We start from the raw sequence: 16,989 nt of genomic DNA on the forward strand, positions 1-16,989 counted from the left end.
TAATTAATAATTGACTGGTTAAATTATTTATAACACTTCCAGAAGCACTCCACGCAGGAAGCCCTTCTCAAAAAGAGAGGGGCTTTTCCAGGTTCAAGAATATATATGTAATGAAATCATCATGTACATTCTACTGTCCTGATTTGTCCATCACTTGGATAATAGTGGAGGGAGTGAAATGTAAACTATGCTTTTTCATATAGACTGACACAAATTTAAATGGATTCTTTGTAATGGCATATAAAAAGCACAAACCATAATGGGTTGTACCTAAAATGTATCAGCAAATAACTGAAGGGAATCTATGTATTGTTGCTCATTAATCCTTTATTTTCCTTTATGTAAAGCAACCCTCGAGATGGATATTAATCATATATTTTAATGGCTTGAACCACTTTTCCTAAAATACGGACTCTATCATTTTTGATGTTATAGGTTTTGTCTTCATAAAAAGGATCCGTGCTGCAGGGAGTGAGTGTGATGTTTTCTTCATTGATATTCACTTTTTTGACTGTAGCATCGTGACCATTTACTAAAACCACACCAATTTTTCCGTTTTCAACGAAGGTTGTTTTTTCAACGAGAATCAGTGATCCGTCACTGAATTCTTCGTTCATGCTATTGCCATTCACTCTAAGGAAAAAATATTCTTTATTCGATTTTAGCATCGAATTTAATGTCGGCATATAGGCTTCAATATATTCATTGGTAAAATGAGGATCTCCAGCAGGGATATTTCCGTAAACACCAATTAATCTTACATTCTTTTCATTTAGGAATTCCACTCCAGGATTATTTCTAACGACAGGTGTTCCTTCAATGAGGTGGGATAGCGGTATTTCAAAGCATGTGGACATCATGCTCAATTTATCCATTAAAGGTTTATTCCTTCCGGATTCCCAGGCCGATACTGCTGTCGGGGCCACTTTTAATATATTTGCCAAATCTTCTTGTGTCATTTTTCTTTCTTTTCTTAACATTTTAATCCGTTCACCAATGTGCATAATTCTTCACCTCTTACTTGAATATACACTATGAGTGAAAGTGAGTAAACTTAAATAGCCTGAATTTTGCGAAAAGTTGTTGGAATCTATACTTCAAGTGTGGTATTATTTTTTTAGACAGGTGGTGACAAGATATGTCAAACATTAAATTCACACTTAAACAAGCGAGGAAGTATAAAGGATTGACTCAAGATGAAATGGCTAAAGTGCTGAAGATGGCCAAGAGGACTTACATTGACTATGAGCAATATAAGATTCCTTTGCGAATCGATAAGGCTTATTTATTTGCTGAATGTGTAGGATTCTCAATCGACGAGATCATTTTTTTTGACCCTAAACTACACTTCAAATGTAGTTAATAGTTCAAGTGTACCAGCGTTTCTTCAACAGACTGACCATTCGCAATGTAAAGTCCAATCAATACAATCCCAACTTCCGTGGTAGAAGATTCAAGGAATGATGGAAAGAAGGTGAACAAAGTGGAAAGGGAAGTTGCAGTAGGAGCTGCTGCCGTTAGCACATATAAGATTGGAAGGAATTTCGTGGAGAGGATATTGAGGATATTATCGTACACAACAGTGTTGTCAATTGGATTATCATTGAAATTATTGATCCTGTTCTCAGGATGAAATACGCGTATGTAGGAGGAAGAGGAGGAAGTACTTTAAGGAGTAAAAATCCAAACTTCTTGATGTTCCTTAATAAAAGGCTGTATGCTGAAATATAAAATAGACGATTGAAATTGAGATCCCACTGAATGACAGCCAATTATTGTAAAAACTTTTATTTACTTAATGTATAGGACGGATTTCAAAACACCATGAATAGGAGCAATTGGACAATGGCAAATTCGAAGGAAAAGTTAATATGGATGAACAAGCCTTTATCCTTTGCAGGATAAAGGCTTGTTTTCATTTTTGTGAACTTGGGGCATTCCAATTTCCTCCGTAAGTTCGTCTTCATAAAATGAAAAAGACTGCAAACCTAAATGAATTGAAAGCGAATCTTCATACTTTATCTCCATTTTTAATGAACTTCTTCTAGTTTTTTTCTCCCATCTTTATAAGGATGGCAGGTAATGGTATGCAAAAGTACAATTATATAATAATGAAGGCTATGTAAGTCCCGGGAAGGGGGGCATTGATAATAGGATGAGTTCGAAAAAATACCTTTTGGAGGAGATAACAATTGAAAAGGAATGTATTCAAATATGTCGTTTTTCTTGTCCTCATTCTAACCATATTAATTATGGCTAAGCCAGGCATTTCCTCAGCAGGGAAATTGAAGCCGCCCTCCGAATCCTTCAGTCCAGGGGAGTGGTTTCTTGGAAGCATTCCTCCCAATCTTGACAAAGAGAAACCACCTATCGTGTTTGTACAAGGAAGAAACAGCAGTTCAACCAGCTGGTACGGTGAAACGGAATATCATGGGATCAATGATATGTATACCAAGGCGTATGAAGCAGGCTACCAAACGGTTTTTGTTCAGCTTCATGATTCGGCTGGAAATGGATCAGCGAGCCAATATGATAACGGAAGGCTTTTAGCTCAAATGCTTTCAGAAATCAGTAACCATTTCGGGGGCGAAAAAGTAAATATTATAGCTCACAGCAAAGGGGGGACAGACACCCAAGCGGCTCTAGTACACTATGGAGCACACCAATATGTTGGAAGGGTGATCACTTTAGCTTCCCCTCATCATGGTTCTTACCTTGCTGATTTGGCTTATAGCTGGTATGCGGGCTGGCTTGGTTCCCTATTAGGTCAAAAAGATGATGGAACTTATTCTTTACAAGTTGGTAAAATGGCGGAATTTCGTTCTGTCACGGATAACCATGTTAACTCTCGTAAAAACATGTATTTCACTGTGGCAGGCATGAACAGAGGCCCGGTTCTTTCAGCTTTATCAATGGGTGGACAATATTTATCTTCTTATGGGGAAAATGATGGTCTAGTAAATGTATGGAGTACAAAAATACCTTACGCAACACATTTATTTACGGATCCAAACTTTGATCACGACAATATCCGAGTCGGTTCAGCTGTATTTTCAAGAATTGAACCCTATTTAAGGAGTGCTACCACCGCTGGGATCCCTGGATTTAATGTCAATTATAAAGAACGAGTTGAAGATGATGTCATTACAACCGCACTTGCTCAAACCGTTATGGGTGATGCCCTGAAACAAAATGTTTGGAATGAACAAAGTTTCCATGTAAATGAATCAGCCCCGGGTAATATAACCATATATACAGCCTCAGATGATGTCGAGGTTGAATTGATTTCTCCATCAAATAAAAAATATTCACCTTCCTTAAAGGTTAATTCAGCCCAAAATGAAACTTCCTTTTTTAATGGTGCAACCATCCGGACATTCAATAGAAACAACCTCGAAATCGGTGACTGGAAGGTGCGAATGAAGACTAAATCGCCAAAAGACGCCTACCTGTTCACAGCTCAATTTAACGAAAAGAATCCCATTACATTAAGTATGGCCGGAAAAGTTAAGCAAAAAGATGCAAAATTTTTAATAAAGAATCCAATGAATGATAAAAAAACGCCAAACAGCACAACTTTTTTGGTTCGCTTAGTAGATGAAACCGGTAATGAAATTAGTGAGAAAAGCTCAATTAAGGTACTGGAGACCGAAAATTTTACTGGTACCCTTCCAGAAGTGCCTAAGTCAGGTGTTTATAATGTAACCATTGACGTCAAGGAAAAAAATGTGGATGGCACTGAAAGAACCCGGACTCTGGTTCGTTCGGTCTATATCGAGAAATAGTGAAATGCCTTCTTATTGAGAAGGTATCAAATTCGAAGGAAAGTCAGTTTGAGTACGGTTTTTTTCTAAAAGAACATTCAATTTTTCTTTTAAAATCATGGTTCGGGATAAGTGCATTTCGAACCTCTTTTTTACCGATTAATACCTTTATTTAATTGAAAAGGTATTTTGTGGGTAATGTATAATGGTATGGTTAACATGAGAGTTGGTTATTCAGCCAAAGGAAAATTAAGGTCGCAATTGTTAATTTAGATATTGATTTAACTGTTGCTCGATGGGGATAGAAGCCAGTCGGGCTTGTGGCAATACAAGAGATTGATGAATTGCAGCGAGACAACGGGTTTAATCTGTCTTTTGATAAGATTCTCTATAAGACAAAATACCTGTTTTAAGTGCAGCATAATTGCCAATGCTTGCATAGCCATAAAACCAGCCCATGAAAATCCCTGCAACCAAGTGATGACGATGACTGATGAAAATGGAAATGAACAAGCCAAGACCCAAAGCGATGGTAGGGATGAATTTTGGGCGAATATGAAATATGACCTTAATTAGTTGAGTAAGAATCATGATGATAGGAATGGCTATTACTGCATCCCAAAAGTTTGTATGGATGGTTGGGAAGTCCATAATTTCACCACCTTAAATAGAAGTTTTCAAAATTAATTTTTACTTTTTATCAAGGCTTTATACTATAATAAAAAAATTCATATTTAAAACTAATATATCAAAGGTTATGCAACCAGGTTTTGAAGATTTTCAGAGTTCAATTTTAAAGCCGTCAATCCATATAATTATATGGATTGACGGCTTTTTCTAGTTGGCCGCGGGAATGGTTTAAAACAACTCGGAAAGAGCCAACATAAACAATCGAATACCACATCGGTGTGCCCGTTCAAGGATGGAACAAATTCAGGAAATACCCATCTTGGGAAGAAAGTCTTCGAGATCTTGCCAATCTATACGTAAACGGGACGTCATGAAATGGAAGTCTATATACAGCTGTCATTGGAGAAAAAAACATCCAAAGCAATATTCGATGCGGGGTATGCCTCGGATCCGAAATATACAGAAAAACTGGTGAACCTTATAAAAACAAGCGATTTAACTAAATATGAAGCAAGTAACGAGGAAGTTTATCATATTGTCAGTAAAGGGGATTCCGTCTCTGCGCTTGGAAAAGCATATGATTCTACACAAGTGAAGATTCAATAGTGGAATGGCTTGGTCGAACTTTACCTTATTAAAGTGAATCATTAAGAATGACATGAAATTTTAACTGGGAACGGTATTTCAACGCTCTCCTTTTTTTGAATGAGCTTCTTTCCAAAGTATTTATATCAAGAGGGATAGTGAACCGTACATCCGTTATAAAAGATGTAATATTCACATGAAAATAGATTCTATTAAAAAATATATCAAAACCTACTCTTCCATATGCATATTGAGAGAATTCGGGACATAAATTAAACAAACAAAAAAAGCGCGGTTAGCGCTTTTAGTGTATTTGTCTATATAAGCCTATTACTTTTCCAAGTATCGAAACATCTCGTAAAATAATTGGTTCCATATTTGAATTCTCGGGCTGAAGCCTTATGTAATCCGGTTCCTTAAAGAATCGTTTTACAGTGGCTTCATCATCTTCCGTCATGGCCACGACGATATCTCCATTATTGGCATTGCTTTGTTGTTTCACGATGACATAGTCTCCATCATGAATTCCAGCTTCGATCATACTTTCACCCATGATTTCCAGCATGAATACATGGTCATCATGCGGAACCATGCTTTCGGGAAGCGGAAAGTATTCTTCTATGTTCTCGATGGCCGTTATAGGCATGCCCGCTGTTACTTTTCCAAGTAACGGAACGTTCACGACATTGGCTTTTGGAATATTGTTCGCTTCCTCCGAATTCATTATTTCAATGGCCCTTGGCTTGGTTGGGTCACGTCTAATCAGGCCTTTACTCTCCAGGCGGGATAAATGTCCGTGTACTGTTGAACTTGATGCAAGTCCCACTGCTTCGCCAATCTCCCGTACGGAAGGTGGATACCCTTTTTGGCGAACCTCTTCTTTAATGAAATCAAGAATATCTTGCTGCCGTTTTGATAGTTTAGTCATTAGTGCACCTCTTCCCCAATGTTCTTTGCTATATTATAGCATGGCCCCCAACTCTATACAAACATAAGTTCGAATTTTGTTGTTGACTGAAACAAACGTTCGTATTATAATTTGGTCATAACATACGAACGAACATTCGCTTTGGAGGGATATTTATGAAAAAATTATACAAAAATTATATTTATACGATTCTATTAGCGGGATCAGTATTTATCTTTTCAATTTTATTCTCTTGTACATTGAACAATGATCAAAAAAATGATTTCCTTTCTATAGAAGTAAGTGAAGGTGACACCCTATGGGGAATTGCCGAAGAATATGAAGAAGCAAATTTGACAAAAAAAGAATTCATTGGTTGGATAGAAGAGCATAATGGAGTAAGGGCAGATTCGATTAAACCCGGTCAAGTCATCGTCATACCGGTTAAAGGGGAAGAACTTGTCCAGAATTTGGCCAGTGAGCAGTAAGCAGTGAAGGTAGGGTATTATGAAAGCGGTAATCTATTGTAGGGTCAGCACAGAAAAAGAGTCACAGGAAACATCATTGGCAAGGCAGGAAGATGAATTAGTCAAATTGGCAGAAAAGATGGATGTTGAAGTCATTTCCATAATAAAAGAACAGGCTAGTGGTTATGAGTTAAATAGGGATGGCATTTTTGACATGCTCGAACTATTTAAAACCAAAGAAGCTGAAGTACTATTAATCCAGGACGAAACGAGGCTGGGAAGAGGGAATGCCAAAATAGCCCTTTTCCATGTCATCCTTAAAGAAGATGTGAAAATTTATACGCTCTCACACGATGGCGAACTTGAGCTATCGGATTCGGATGCGATGGTCATCCAGATTGTCGGAATTGTAGAAGAATATCAAAGGAAACTACATAATCTAAAAATAAAGCGCGGGATGATAAGGGCCGTTGAAAAAGGGTATCGTCCTCAAAAAAATCTTCAGAATCAAAGGAATTCCACCGGAAGGGACCGTAAGGAGATTCCTATAGAAGAAATTATTAAGCTTCGGGCCAATGGATTGACATTTGCAGAGATCGCAGCAACTTTGAGGGGCTTTGGATACAATGTTTCTAAGGCTACAGTGAATAGGCGTTTTCTCGAACATCAATTGAATACACTGGAAAGTCAATCATAGAACTTGTAATTTCGCTATTTTTTTAATACCATGACAATATCCGCAGATTATGAAGGAGCGAAATTATGTTATCAAAAGAAAAATTAGCCCGTATTAATGAACTTTCTAAAAAGGCAAAGGCTGAAGGTTTGACGGAAGTTGAGGCGAAAGAGCAAACCCAATTGAGAAGTGAGTATTTGGAAACATTCAGAAAGTCCATGACCAATACGTTGGAGCATGTGAAAGTCGTCGATCCAGAAGGTAATGATGTCACTCCTCAAAAGATAAAAAATATAAAAGAAAAAAGAAACTTACATTAATAATGCTTGGATTCTTCTGATGGAACATTCCATTTGAAGATTCTATTAGCATTTAGGAGTAAAAAGAGAGTGCATTCATGTATGTATTCTCCTATTTAGTTTAATCTAAATAGGGGGCTTCTCTTATTTCTAGAAAATTGTAATATTGGGGCAGTAAATAGTGATTTTAGTTGTGATATTAAGCTTGTCAATATAATATAAAGAGGTACATTACAGGAAGGGATGTTTTTACGATATGTTAGATAAATTAGATGCACTTTCTATTAATACGATTCGTACATTATCGATTGATGCAATTGAAAAGGCTAATTCTGGCCATCCAGGTATGCCAATGGGTGCAGCGCCGATGGCGTATAAACTATGGACCGAATATATGAACCATAACCCGAAAAATCCAGAATGGTTTAATAGAGACCGCTTTGTTCTTTCTGCTGGTCATGGGTCTATGCTGTTATACAGCCTTCTTCATCTATCGGGCTATGGCTTATCTATCGATGATTTGAAAAGCTTCCGCCAATGGGGCAGTAAAACCCCAGGACATCCTGAATACGGACATACGGCTGGTGTAGATGCAACTACTGGGCCGCTTGGACAAGGTATCGCAATGGCAGTCGGAATGGCAATGGCAGAACGTCACTTGGCAGAAAGCTATAACCGCGATTCTTATAATGTGGTCGATCATTATACATATAGCATTTGTGGAGATGGGGATTTAATGGAAGGTGTTTCTGCAGAAGCAGCTTCATTAGCTGGACATCTACAACTCGGAAGACTTGTTGTTTTATATGATTCTAATGATATTTCACTTGACGGAGACTTAAGTCAATCATTTAGTGAAAGCGTAGCAGCCCGGTTCAAATCTTATGGATGGCAATATATCCGCGTTGAGGATGGGAACGATCTTCAGGAAATCGCTAAAGCGATTGAAGAAGCGAAAACTGACGATGCACGCCCAACATTAATCGAAGTGAAAACGGTTATTGGTTACGGTTCACCAAACCGTTCAGGTAAATCTGCTGTTCACGGAGCTCCGCTTGGTGCAGATGAGCTGAAATTGACAAAAGAAGCATATAAATGGACATTCGAAGAGGACTTCCACGTTCCTGAGGAAGTGTATTCACACTTCAATGAAGCTGTTGTTGATGCAGGCGCTCAAAAAGAAGAAGCTTGGAATGAATTGTTTAAAAATTACAAAGAAGCTCACCCTGAGTTAGCAGAGCAATTGGAGCTTGCCATCAAAGGTGAACTGCCTGCTGAATGGGATCAGGAAATTCCGGTCTATGAAGAAGGTAAGACATTAGCTTCCCGTGCTTCAAGTGGGGAAGTACTAAATGCAATTGCCAAAAAGGTACCTAGCTTCATTGGGGGTTCTGCAGATTTAGCTGGATCGAATAATACTGCCATTAAAGGTGAGACAGATTTATTACCTGGTAATTACAGTGGGCGTAATATATGGTTCGGTGTACGTGAATTCGCTATGGGTGCGGCTTTAAATGGAATGGCACTTCATGGTGGTTTAAAAGTATACGGAGGAACATTCTTTGTATTCTCTGATTATCTGCGTCCAGCCATAAGAATGGCAGCACTAATGGGACTGCCGGTAAACTATGTGTTCACTCATGACAGCATTGCTGTAGGGGAAGACGGACCGACTCATGAGCCAATCGAACAATTAGCATCATTGCGTGCAATGCCTAACCTAGGGGTAATACGTCCAGCTGATGGCAATGAAACGGCAGCAGCCTGGAAAGTGGCAATGGAGTCTACAAATAAACCAACTGCTCTTGTACTGACTCGTCAAGGATTGCCAACAATAAAAGACACTTCCGAAACTGCGTATGAAGGTGTTTCAAAAGGTGCTTACATCATCTCTGCTTCTAAGAAAGAAGTAGCTGATGCATTACTTCTTGCGACTGGTTCCGAAGTGAACTTGGCTGTGGAAGCACAGAAAGCTTTAGCGAACGAAGGAATTGATGTTTCGGTAATCAGTATGCCATCATGGGATCGATTTGAAACTCAATCTAAAGAATATAAACAAAGCGTAATAAATCCGGCAGTGAAAAAACGTCTAGCTATCGAAGTGGCTTCACCATTTGGCTGGGATCGTTATGCAGGTGATGAGGGTGAAATATTGGCCATCAATCATTTTGGAGCTTCTGCACCTGGCGGTAAAATCATGGAGGAATTCGGTTTTACTGTAGAAAATGTAGTTGCTCGAGTTAAGGAAATGCTTAAATAATAGTAATGGGAACTGACACCAAATGGATTGGTGTCAGTTTTTTTACCAAAAACAATCCTATTTTATATTGAATGTGTTCCTATTCGAAAGGAAATCTTCCATTCGACAAAAAAAGAAGAAAATTTCTCCAGTAAACAACATATCTTTTTAGTTTGTCAATATATAATGAGAATAAATAAATTTCGTTTAATTGTGTCAGTTAAAGGGGAAAGTCATCAATAGTGGAGAGGATCCTGGTGGTTAGTTGTTTTCGTGATCAAAATGGGAGAGCTAGGAGGCATTGGCTGATGAGAACCTATCAAATTTATTTAATCGAAGATGAATTTGCCCATCATTATTATGGAAGAGAAAAGCTATTTTTCAATTTGTTTTTGGAGTATATTCAAGCAAGGGGCAGACTGAAGAGTATTTTGCAAAAACAAATCGAATATGTCACCAAAACAGTCCCGATATACCAGTTGCAGGTAGCTATTGAACAACGTTTGCAAAAAAAGATGAATTATTGGACTCAAAATGGAAAATACTATTTAGAAAAAACAAATGGAACAAGTAAAGCCGTTTTAATCATTCAAAATGAGTCCATTACTCTTAAGGCTGAAGGAGATTATGAAGCGGAGACCGCTTTCTTTGAAAGTATTCGAAAATATGAAGCGAGTTTTCTGGCAATTGATTTTGAACATGAAAAATACGGTTGGTTAAAACCGATAAAAGAAAGAAAATTTGTCTAAATGGGGGACTTTTCGGTAGCGGGTATTGTATAATAACCTTTGGTCTAGTACACTGATGTTAGACAACATGAAGGAGGAAATAGTATGTGGGTTTACATTCTAGTTGGCGTACTGGCATTGATTGCTGGAGTAGTGCTGGGATTTTTCATCGCTCGTAAATACATGATGGATTACTTAAAGAAAAATCCGCCAATTAACGAACAGATGTTGAAAATGATGATGATGCAAATGGGTATGAAACCATCCCAAAAGAAAATTAATCAAATGATGAGCGCCATGAATAAACAACAAACAAAATAAGATAGCATGAAACCTTGATATATCAATGTTCTTGGAAGATTGGATGCATAATTTTATATAATATCGAAATGGTTATCCATTTAGACTGAACTTTTCCACCGATTTTATTTAAGATTTTGTTTTATCTTTCATTTATGTTTCTTAAGCCACTTTTTCTGAATGAATGATTCAGTAAAGGTGGTTTTTGTTTTGGAATTGAAAGGAAAGTCCTCCTCGTTATGTGAGGGCTTTTTTATTTTGAAGGTAAAAACCTAAACTAAAAACAATACTTGTCCACACCTTCTATCTAAAGATGTATATACAGTATCAAGGAGGTTGTTAATATGATAAATGATTTTGTCAAAAAACGCTTCGAGGAAACTTGTAAGGTATGGATTCTTTTATGTGAACATACATTTGAATCCAAAAGTGAATGTAAAGACAACAAATAGGAATCTAAATGTAAACGTAAAAAATAAAAATTTTTTCTATTAATCTTTTTATTTAGGCACTTAGCCAATAGAGAGTCAGTTAATATATAGATTAATGGTTAGCATCCAAGTAATCGGGTGTTTTTGAGTTGAATGAACCTTATAAAAAGAAAAGCAATTAACCTGAATTGGTCGAGTGCTTATTTTTTATTATGGAATATATACACCAGGACCAACTTCCTCCACAGCCTCCATCGGTTTATTTGGAATCTTTTGTAAAATCCCAACCGCAAATGGCTGAAATTGTAACATTTACGATAATATCATCTGAGGGGCTTGGTATAGGGGCATTTAATTTCTTTTGTGTTAATGGGTGATTATATGGTTATATCCTCGGGATAAAAGTGAGCAATCCAGGTTAATCTAATATCGGCATATATAGCATTGAATCTTTCTCAACAATGAGATATCTCGCTAAAAATCACCTCTATCCTTTGGGGGATTTCATTAATCAAAATAGTTGGGGAAGCGGTTGAGTTTTTTGACTTGACTTTATCAACTGTAAATATTATTATTACAGTAATCTTCTTAAGGAGGATGCGAAAGTGAATAGTGATTTTACAATAGCTGTCCATAGTTTGGTCTATTTAGCTTATCTACCAGATCATATGGCTAGCAGCGAGTCCATCGCAGAAAACGTTTGTACAAACCCGGCAAGGATTCGAAAGATGATGAGCTGCTTAAGAAAAAAAGGATTTGTAAAAACTAAAGAAGGTGTTGGCGGAGGCTATATTCTAGACTGTAACCCTGAAGAGGTAAGTTTGGCAGATATTTATATAACTGTTTCACATGGGACTTTGAAACCAAAGTGGTGTACAGGTGATCCGGAGAAAAAATGTGTCATATCTTCCAATACCCAGATAGTCATGAATCAAATATTCGATGAAGCTGAATTATATTTTGAAAAATATTTAGAAGATATAACTCTCAGCACTTTTTTGGAAAAAATTAAACAATGTCCGTGATATTGATTTAGTTTTTTCTTTGCAATAAATGTATATTTTATTATTACAGTTAATAACTATAGTTTAAATATCAACTGAACATAAAAGGGGTGTTAAGGAAATGGTTGAAAACGATCAGTTCAAAAATGGGGATTGGGTACAGGGAAAATCAAGAGATGGGGAACTTATCCATGGTTTCATTGAAACGGTAAGTGATAATCGAGAAATCGTTAAAGTGAATGTGGTGGAAAGTGACAATGAAAAAGCGGTTGGGAAATCGATTTGGATTCCATGTAAATGGACTGAAAAACTGCCGGATCTAGAAATCAGTAACGAAAATCATCTTTTGGCCCTAATTGATTTAGCGCTACTTTCTAAAGATGAAACATGGTTTATGGAGTTATCCGGTAAATTGGAATCCATCAAAATCCATCCTAAAATAAATGCCAGGAATTCAGAGTTCCTTATCCCGGGAAATAGAATCGCTAAACTTGATGTAAATAGATGAAGAGTAAAGACTATAAATATTTGGGATAATACAAGGAGGAAATGATCATGACAATAGAACATGTAACAGATGATAATTTTGCTAGTGAAATCAAGGAAGGTTTAGTATTGGTTGATTTTTGGGCACCGTGGTGCGGTCCGTGTAAAATGATTGCCCCAGTGCTTAATGAAATTGATGTGGAAATGGGTGATCGGGTTAAAATCGTAAAACTTAATGTGGATGAAAATTCAGATACGACAAGCGAATATGGAGTGATGGGAATTCCAGCTCTAATTCTATTCAAAGATGGAGAAAAGGTAGATCAAGCTATTGGCTTCCAGCCAAAAGAAGCCATTTCGGCATTAATCACAAAACATGCATGACCCTAATAATTATCATAATATGCGGATGTGTATTGTGAATTAAGGACTTATACCTGCCAACATGGTGGGTAACTAAATGGAGGATGACTAAATGAATTCTAAATATACACCATTATTTGAATCGTTCAATTTAGGAAAGAAATTAGAAGTGAAAAATCGATTGGTGATGGCGCCTATGACAAATTTCTCTTCTAATCCTGACGGGACTGTAACCGACGCCGAAGTAAACTATTATGAACGTAGGTCAAGCGGGGTCGGCATGGTTATAACGGCATGTACTTACGTGACTGCTAATGGCAAAGGTTTTCATGGGGAATTTGGCGGAGATCAGGATGAATTGATACCTAGTCTAAGTCGTTTGGCATCAGCGATTAAAGCGAAAGGTGCAAAGGCAATTCTTCAGATTTTTCATGGCGGACGCGAGGTGCCACCGGAATTAGTAAATGGCGATGTTGTCAGTGCAAGCAATATCCCATCGGAAGGCGAAGGGAAAGCAGTTCCGCGTCCACTATCTGCAAAGGAAATAGAATCGATCATTCTCGACTTCGGTGAAACTACCCGACGTGCCATTGAAGCGGGATTTGACGGTGTAGAGATTCACGGTGCAAATGGTTACTTGCTACAGCAATTCTTTTCGCCTCATTCGAACCGGCGTGAAGACAAGTGGGGCGGTACCCTTGAAAAGCGTCTGACTTTTCCATTAGCGGTAGTGGATGAAGTGAGAAAGGCTGTTGCTGAACATGCCAAGGATCCGTTCATCGTAGGATATCGTTTTTCACCGGAGGAGCCAGAAACACCAGGAATCACCATGGATGATACTCTTGCATTAATTGATGGACTTGTAACAAAAGATCTTGATTATCTTCATGTTTCATTAATGGATTTCTGGTCGAAAGCAAGAAGGGGAGCCGAGGTTGACAGACCTCGGATAGAAATTATAAAAGAACGTATAGGAGATCAAGTACCGATCATTGGTGTTGGTTCCATCTATACAGCGGATGATGCGATCAAAGCACTGCAATCAGGTGTTCCGTTAATCGCATTAGGCCGTGAAATTATTATCGATCCTGAATGGGTACAAAAAGTGGAACAAGGCAGGGAAGCAGAGATCGTGACAAAAATAAACAAGGATAATCAGCAGCAACTTGATATTCCAGACCCATTATGGCAAGCGATTATCCACTCTCCAGGATGGTTTCCAGGGATTGAATAAATAGACGCACATATATTACTGAAATAAAAAATGCATAATGGATTTTCAAAACCATGGAATGAATATACTTGGAAAAATAACCCCCTGACAACGGACGCACATATAAAAGTGTTCCTTAGTCCGGGGTTTTTATGTTTATGGATGATCATTTATAGTAGTTTTTCAAATTCAATCCTTTGAAAAGCCAAGTTGTTTCGCTTACGGATTTTCAATGACCAGCCATTAGGTCTCAACGGCACATACATTCGGAAATTTTGGCGGGAAAAGGGGCTTTCTTTAAGGAACGCTAGGAAAAGGAAGGAGGACAACCCCCCCTACAGAATCAAAGCTTTAGAGGACTAACTTAGGAAGGCCTCCACGCCCAGAAGAGCCAAAGGGGCTTAAGAAAATGACAATACCGCGACACTTATTTGCTTCTTAAGCAGTGTTTTTATTTTGTCTGTAAATTGGGGCCCAGTTCATCTATACGACGAGGTCTTTATATGTTAGATTATTTTTTTGTCTTTTTCTCTCGTATTATAGAGGGAAGATTGAATACAAAATGGGAACCAAAGTAGAAGTATATTAAAAAAATAATGTATACTGCCATCCGGAAAAAAAATATACTAATCAAAATGGTAAATTTAATAACTTTATACAATGAAAAGTTTTCCCTTCCATTTTTAGGTTTATAATCGATTGCGATAGCCTTTTCGTTTAATGAAGGAACTGGTATAGCCATCAGGCACATTTTCAAGAGGGGCTTCACTATGTCGGGAATGTTGAAAAATATTCGGTAGATCTTCATTTTTCCAATCCGGATAAATTTCAAGAAAGGATAGAAGACAAAAAAACTGTAAGAGACGAAAATCACTTGTTGAAAGTCTGACCCTTATACATTCGGACGTACCAAAGATTAGGATCTTGAGAAAATATGTCCTGGTTTTTTCTAAAGAATAAGAAAAAACACGGAGTGGTTTTATCCAACACCGTGTTTTTCATAATGTAGAGAGTATAAAACCGAAGCTTTCCTTAAAATAGGAAGGAGTCAAGTGAGTATGGGCCAGCTCCGGTTAACGCAACGCCAATCGCCACTGCAAGAACGGCAAGATTATATTCATAACCATTTTGAGTTGCCCAGTAGCCATTTGCTCCATGGACTTTAACGATCGCAACAAGCATTGTAAGTGCAATTAATATACCTGCAAAGGGTGTAAGGAGACCTAAAGCAAATAAGGCTCCGCCAATAAGCTCTGATAGACCTGCAAATAGGGCCATGGTAACTCCTGGCTTCATGCCAATCGAATCAAACCAGCCTCCAGTGCCTTTCAAGCCATGTCCGCCAAACCATCCAAATAATTTTTGAGCTCCATGTCCAACAAACGATAATCCGATTACCACACGTATAACTAATAAACCTATACCAATCATCTATGATTCCTCCATAAATTTATTTTTAATTTAGATATCTTTAATTCGAGATTCATATTAAAAAATAGGGATATTATCTCGAATTGATTTATCTTTAATTAAAGATAATACTTTTTGAGAGATTTGTCAAACATAAATTTAACTTTTAAGGCTCATTCAACAGGGAAGGTTCTGAAAAAATCGGGTGAGCTCACATTGGAACGAATCAATAAATCAGACACCGTAACGCATTCATAGCCGTTTAAATATAAATAATCCAATGTCGATTCTAACGCCTTTACCGTTTGGGGACGGTCGCTCCAATCGTGCAGGAGAATGATATCGCCAGCTCGTAACGACTTAATGATATGATTGGAAATTTTATTTGGAGCAGGTCTTTTCCAGTCTTGGGGATCTTGATGCCAGGACCACAGTACAACCTTATATCCTTTTTTTACAGCTGTATTGATGATTATATCGTTATAAAGTCCACCTACAGGACGATATAGCGTAGGTTTGTATTTGGCAATATCCCAAATCACTTTATCTGTTTTATCTAATTCAGTAGATAATAACTCAGCGGTCATATTTTTATCATAATAATGATGATAGGTGTGATTTGCAATTTCATGACCTTCTTTTATTTCTCTTATTAAAATGCCAGGGTTTCTTTTCACTTTATTACCAGAAACAAAAAAGGTAGCTTTGGCATTATATTTAGCCAATATATCGAGGATTTGAGGTGTATACGAAGGATGTGGTCCGTCGTCGAAAGTTATGGCTACGATTTTTTCTTTTGTATTGCCCTCCCAAACAACATTACCTGTTTTTTCATATACCTCTCGGCTTGAAGTAATGGCATGAATAATTGGAGTGTCAAATGATAAAAAAAGGATGAAAACGGCTAAAGTCATAATTAAATTCTTCAAACGGATGCCCCCCCTGTACATGTATATAGGACATAGTATATGTAGTTCGATAATATTTATTAAGGCTCGGCCAAGAATAACGGATTGTTTAATTGTTGATTATAGGCGGAATATGAAAAGGTTTAAAACTGCTTATTACTTAAAGTTATTTAAAATAATGAACATTCACAATTTGATTGTACCCTTTATTGGTGGTATTCAATTTAAGCTCTCCCTTTTCAACAGTGTAATTTACATTAGGCTGAAACTCCATTTTAATTCATATAGGATACCTTAGGATCCAGTATGACCTGATTATCTATGTCAGTAATTCCATCTCTTCATAAATTCGTTGGCAAATCATTTGCAACGATTCTTTTTGCAATCCTCGTGAGAACCTGTATTAAGTAATGAGAATAGCTCATATGAGGTGTTTATGTTATGCAGCCAAATGGAGGTCATATCCACATACACCAGGTGCCTTTGGGGTAGGGAGTCTTGTGATTACTGTTCCGGACGCCTGGATCTCCTATTGTTCTTGTTGTGACAAACTATTCACCGACATCCGATGTTGATATT

Annotated in this window: 19 protein-coding genes; 13 read left to right on the plus strand and 6 right to left on the minus strand. The window is 37.5% G+C overall.

The features are described from left to right. Positions 1-365: 365 nt before the first annotated feature. A complete protein-coding gene (locus ACFRAK_RS12720; protein WP_387595322.1) occupies positions 366-1,004 on the minus strand; it encodes a LexA family protein in 639 nt (212 codons plus the stop codon). Positions 1,005-1,138: 134 nt separating this feature from the next. On the opposite strand from ACFRAK_RS12720, the gene ACFRAK_RS12725 reads away from it, so the two are divergent. Then, positions 1,139-1,363: a helix-turn-helix transcriptional regulator gene (locus tag ACFRAK_RS12725; RefSeq protein ID WP_387595325.1), complete on the plus strand. Its 225-nt coding sequence runs from the start codon at positions 1,139-1,141 to the stop codon at positions 1,361-1,363. Here ACFRAK_RS12725 and ACFRAK_RS12730 read toward each other — a convergent pair. Beyond that, positions 1,360-1,578 carry a hypothetical protein gene (locus ACFRAK_RS12730; protein WP_387707441.1) on the minus strand — a complete coding sequence of 73 codons (219 nt, stop codon included), beginning with the start codon at positions 1,576-1,578 and terminating at the stop codon, positions 1,360-1,362. The genes ACFRAK_RS12725 and ACFRAK_RS12730 overlap by 4 nt on opposite strands. A gap of 674 nt (positions 1,579-2,252) precedes the next feature. Here ACFRAK_RS12730 and ACFRAK_RS12735 point away from each other — a divergent pair. Then, complete coding sequence (locus ACFRAK_RS12735; protein WP_394571860.1) at positions 2,253-3,785, plus strand: esterase/lipase family protein; 1,533 nt, start codon at positions 2,253-2,255, stop codon at positions 3,783-3,785. A 342-nt stretch (positions 3,786-4,127) separates the two neighbouring features. Here ACFRAK_RS12735 and ACFRAK_RS12740 read toward each other — a convergent pair whose 3' ends face one another. Then, a complete protein-coding gene (locus tag ACFRAK_RS12740; protein WP_394571820.1) occupies positions 4,128-4,415 on the minus strand; it encodes a hypothetical protein in 288 nt (95 codons plus the stop codon). Between the two features lie 354 nt (positions 4,416-4,769). Between ACFRAK_RS12740 and ACFRAK_RS12745 the strand changes: the two genes are divergently transcribed. Beyond that, complete coding sequence (locus ACFRAK_RS12745; RefSeq protein ID WP_387707829.1) at positions 4,770-5,000, plus strand: hypothetical protein; 231 nt, start codon at positions 4,770-4,772, stop codon at positions 4,998-5,000. Between the two features lie 283 nt (positions 5,001-5,283). Here the strand turns inward: ACFRAK_RS12745 and lexA are convergent, their stop codons facing one another. Continuing rightward, on the minus strand, positions 5,284-5,907 hold the full coding sequence (lexA, locus tag ACFRAK_RS12750) for a transcriptional repressor LexA (RefSeq protein WP_098372919.1): 624 nt from the start codon (positions 5,905-5,907) through the stop codon (positions 5,284-5,286). 155 nt (positions 5,908-6,062) lie between these two features. Between lexA and yneA the strand changes: the two genes are divergently transcribed. The 10 genes from yneA (at position 6,063) to ACFRAK_RS12800 (ending at position 14,113) form a co-directional block, all read left to right on the plus strand. Further along, entirely contained in the window at positions 6,063-6,374 is a 312-nt protein-coding gene (gene yneA, locus ACFRAK_RS12755) for a cell division suppressor protein YneA (RefSeq protein ID WP_076368838.1), read from the plus strand. A 19-nt stretch (positions 6,375-6,393) separates the two neighbouring features. Continuing rightward, positions 6,394-7,050 (plus strand): YneB family resolvase-like protein, encoded by a 657-nt coding sequence (locus ACFRAK_RS12760; protein ID WP_141995055.1) that lies wholly within the window; start codon positions 6,394-6,396, stop codon positions 7,048-7,050. 65 nt (positions 7,051-7,115) lie between these two features. Then, a complete protein-coding gene (locus tag ACFRAK_RS12765) occupies positions 7,116-7,349 on the plus strand; it encodes a DUF896 domain-containing protein (RefSeq protein ID WP_076368840.1) in 234 nt (77 codons plus the stop codon). Positions 7,350-7,584: 235 nt separating this feature from the next. Then, positions 7,585-9,588 (plus strand): transketolase, encoded by a 2,004-nt coding sequence (gene tkt, locus ACFRAK_RS12770; RefSeq protein WP_394571821.1) that lies wholly within the window; start codon positions 7,585-7,587, stop codon positions 9,586-9,588. Positions 9,589-9,875: 287 nt separating this feature from the next. Beyond that, on the plus strand, positions 9,876-10,316 hold the full coding sequence (gene sirA / locus ACFRAK_RS12775) for a sporulation inhibitor of replication protein SirA (protein ID WP_192204348.1): 441 nt from the start codon (positions 9,876-9,878) through the stop codon (positions 10,314-10,316). 84 nt (positions 10,317-10,400) lie between these two features. Then, positions 10,401-10,616: a YneF family protein gene (locus tag ACFRAK_RS12780; RefSeq protein ID WP_034312934.1), complete on the plus strand. Its 216-nt coding sequence runs from the start codon at positions 10,401-10,403 to the stop codon at positions 10,614-10,616. A gap of 1,015 nt (positions 10,617-11,631) precedes the next feature. After that, the gene (locus tag ACFRAK_RS12785) at positions 11,632-12,051 is read left to right on the plus strand and encodes an RrF2 family transcriptional regulator (protein WP_098372923.1); all 420 of its coding nucleotides are present in this window, start codon (positions 11,632-11,634) and stop codon (positions 12,049-12,051) included. Positions 12,052-12,151: 100 nt separating this feature from the next. Then, positions 12,152-12,538 (plus strand): IDEAL domain-containing protein, encoded by a 387-nt coding sequence (locus ACFRAK_RS12790; RefSeq protein WP_387707777.1) that lies wholly within the window; start codon positions 12,152-12,154, stop codon positions 12,536-12,538. A 47-nt stretch (positions 12,539-12,585) separates the two neighbouring features. Continuing rightward, complete coding sequence (gene trxA, locus ACFRAK_RS12795) at positions 12,586-12,900, plus strand: thioredoxin (RefSeq protein ID WP_098372925.1); 315 nt, start codon at positions 12,586-12,588, stop codon at positions 12,898-12,900. 91 nt (positions 12,901-12,991) lie between these two features. After that, entirely contained in the window at positions 12,992-14,113 is a 1,122-nt protein-coding gene (locus ACFRAK_RS12800; RefSeq protein ID WP_394571822.1) for an NADH-dependent flavin oxidoreductase, read from the plus strand. Positions 14,114-15,124: 1,011 nt separating this feature from the next. On the opposite strand, the gene ACFRAK_RS12805 is transcribed toward ACFRAK_RS12800, so the two are convergent. Together ACFRAK_RS12805 and ACFRAK_RS12810 are read right to left on the minus strand one after the other, a co-directional pair. Beyond that, complete coding sequence (locus ACFRAK_RS12805) at positions 15,125-15,523, minus strand: DoxX family protein (RefSeq protein WP_260287488.1); 399 nt, start codon at positions 15,521-15,523, stop codon at positions 15,125-15,127. A gap of 152 nt (positions 15,524-15,675) precedes the next feature. Further along, positions 15,676-16,416, minus strand: a complete 741-nt coding sequence (locus ACFRAK_RS12810; protein ID WP_387596045.1) for a polysaccharide deacetylase family protein — start codon at positions 16,414-16,416, stop codon at positions 15,676-15,678. Positions 16,417-16,989 lie beyond the last annotated feature (573 nt).

Source organism: Peribacillus sp. NPDC056705 (assembly GCF_043656335.1).

What these genes read in the sequence shown, in the direction of transcription:
- ACFRAK_RS12800 (WP_394571822.1), top strand. Translation starts at nt 12,992, where the DNA reads ATGAATTCTAAATATACACCATTATTTGAATCGTTCAATTTAGGAAAG.
- ACFRAK_RS12745 (WP_387707829.1), top strand. Translation starts at nt 4,770, where the DNA reads ATGGAAGTCTATATACAGCTGTCATTGGAGAAAAAAACATCCAAAGCA.
- trxA (WP_098372925.1), top strand. Translation starts at nt 12,586, where the DNA reads ATGACAATAGAACATGTAACAGATGATAATTTTGCTAGTGAAATCAAG.
- ACFRAK_RS12720 (WP_387595322.1), bottom strand. Translation starts at nt 1,004, where the DNA reads ATGCACATTGGTGAACGGATTAAAATGTTAAGAAAAGAAAGAAAAATG.
- ACFRAK_RS12790 (WP_387707777.1), top strand. Translation starts at nt 12,152, where the DNA reads ATGGTTGAAAACGATCAGTTCAAAAATGGGGATTGGGTACAGGGAAAA.
- ACFRAK_RS12735 (WP_394571860.1), top strand. Translation starts at nt 2,253, where the DNA reads ATGGCTAAGCCAGGCATTTCCTCAGCAGGGAAATTGAAGCCGCCCTCC.
- ACFRAK_RS12805 (WP_260287488.1), bottom strand. Translation starts at nt 15,523, where the DNA reads ATGATTGGTATAGGTTTATTAGTTATACGTGTGGTAATCGGATTATCG.
- ACFRAK_RS12740 (WP_394571820.1), bottom strand. Translation starts at nt 4,415, where the DNA reads ATGGACTTCCCAACCATCCATACAAACTTTTGGGATGCAGTAATAGCC.
- sirA (WP_192204348.1), top strand. Translation starts at nt 9,876, where the DNA reads ATGAGAACCTATCAAATTTATTTAATCGAAGATGAATTTGCCCATCAT.
- tkt (WP_394571821.1), top strand. Translation starts at nt 7,585, where the DNA reads ATGTTAGATAAATTAGATGCACTTTCTATTAATACGATTCGTACATTA.
- ACFRAK_RS12725 (WP_387595325.1), top strand. Translation starts at nt 1,139, where the DNA reads ATGTCAAACATTAAATTCACACTTAAACAAGCGAGGAAGTATAAAGGA.
- ACFRAK_RS12760 (WP_141995055.1), top strand. Translation starts at nt 6,394, where the DNA reads ATGAAAGCGGTAATCTATTGTAGGGTCAGCACAGAAAAAGAGTCACAG.
- yneA (WP_076368838.1), top strand. Translation starts at nt 6,063, where the DNA reads ATGAAAAAATTATACAAAAATTATATTTATACGATTCTATTAGCGGGA.
- ACFRAK_RS12765 (WP_076368840.1), top strand. Translation starts at nt 7,116, where the DNA reads ATGTTATCAAAAGAAAAATTAGCCCGTATTAATGAACTTTCTAAAAAG.
- ACFRAK_RS12780 (WP_034312934.1), top strand. Translation starts at nt 10,401, where the DNA reads ATGTGGGTTTACATTCTAGTTGGCGTACTGGCATTGATTGCTGGAGTA.
- ACFRAK_RS12810 (WP_387596045.1), bottom strand. Translation starts at nt 16,416, where the DNA reads ATGACTTTAGCCGTTTTCATCCTTTTTTTATCATTTGACACTCCAATT.
- lexA (WP_098372919.1), bottom strand. Translation starts at nt 5,907, where the DNA reads ATGACTAAACTATCAAAACGGCAGCAAGATATTCTTGATTTCATTAAA.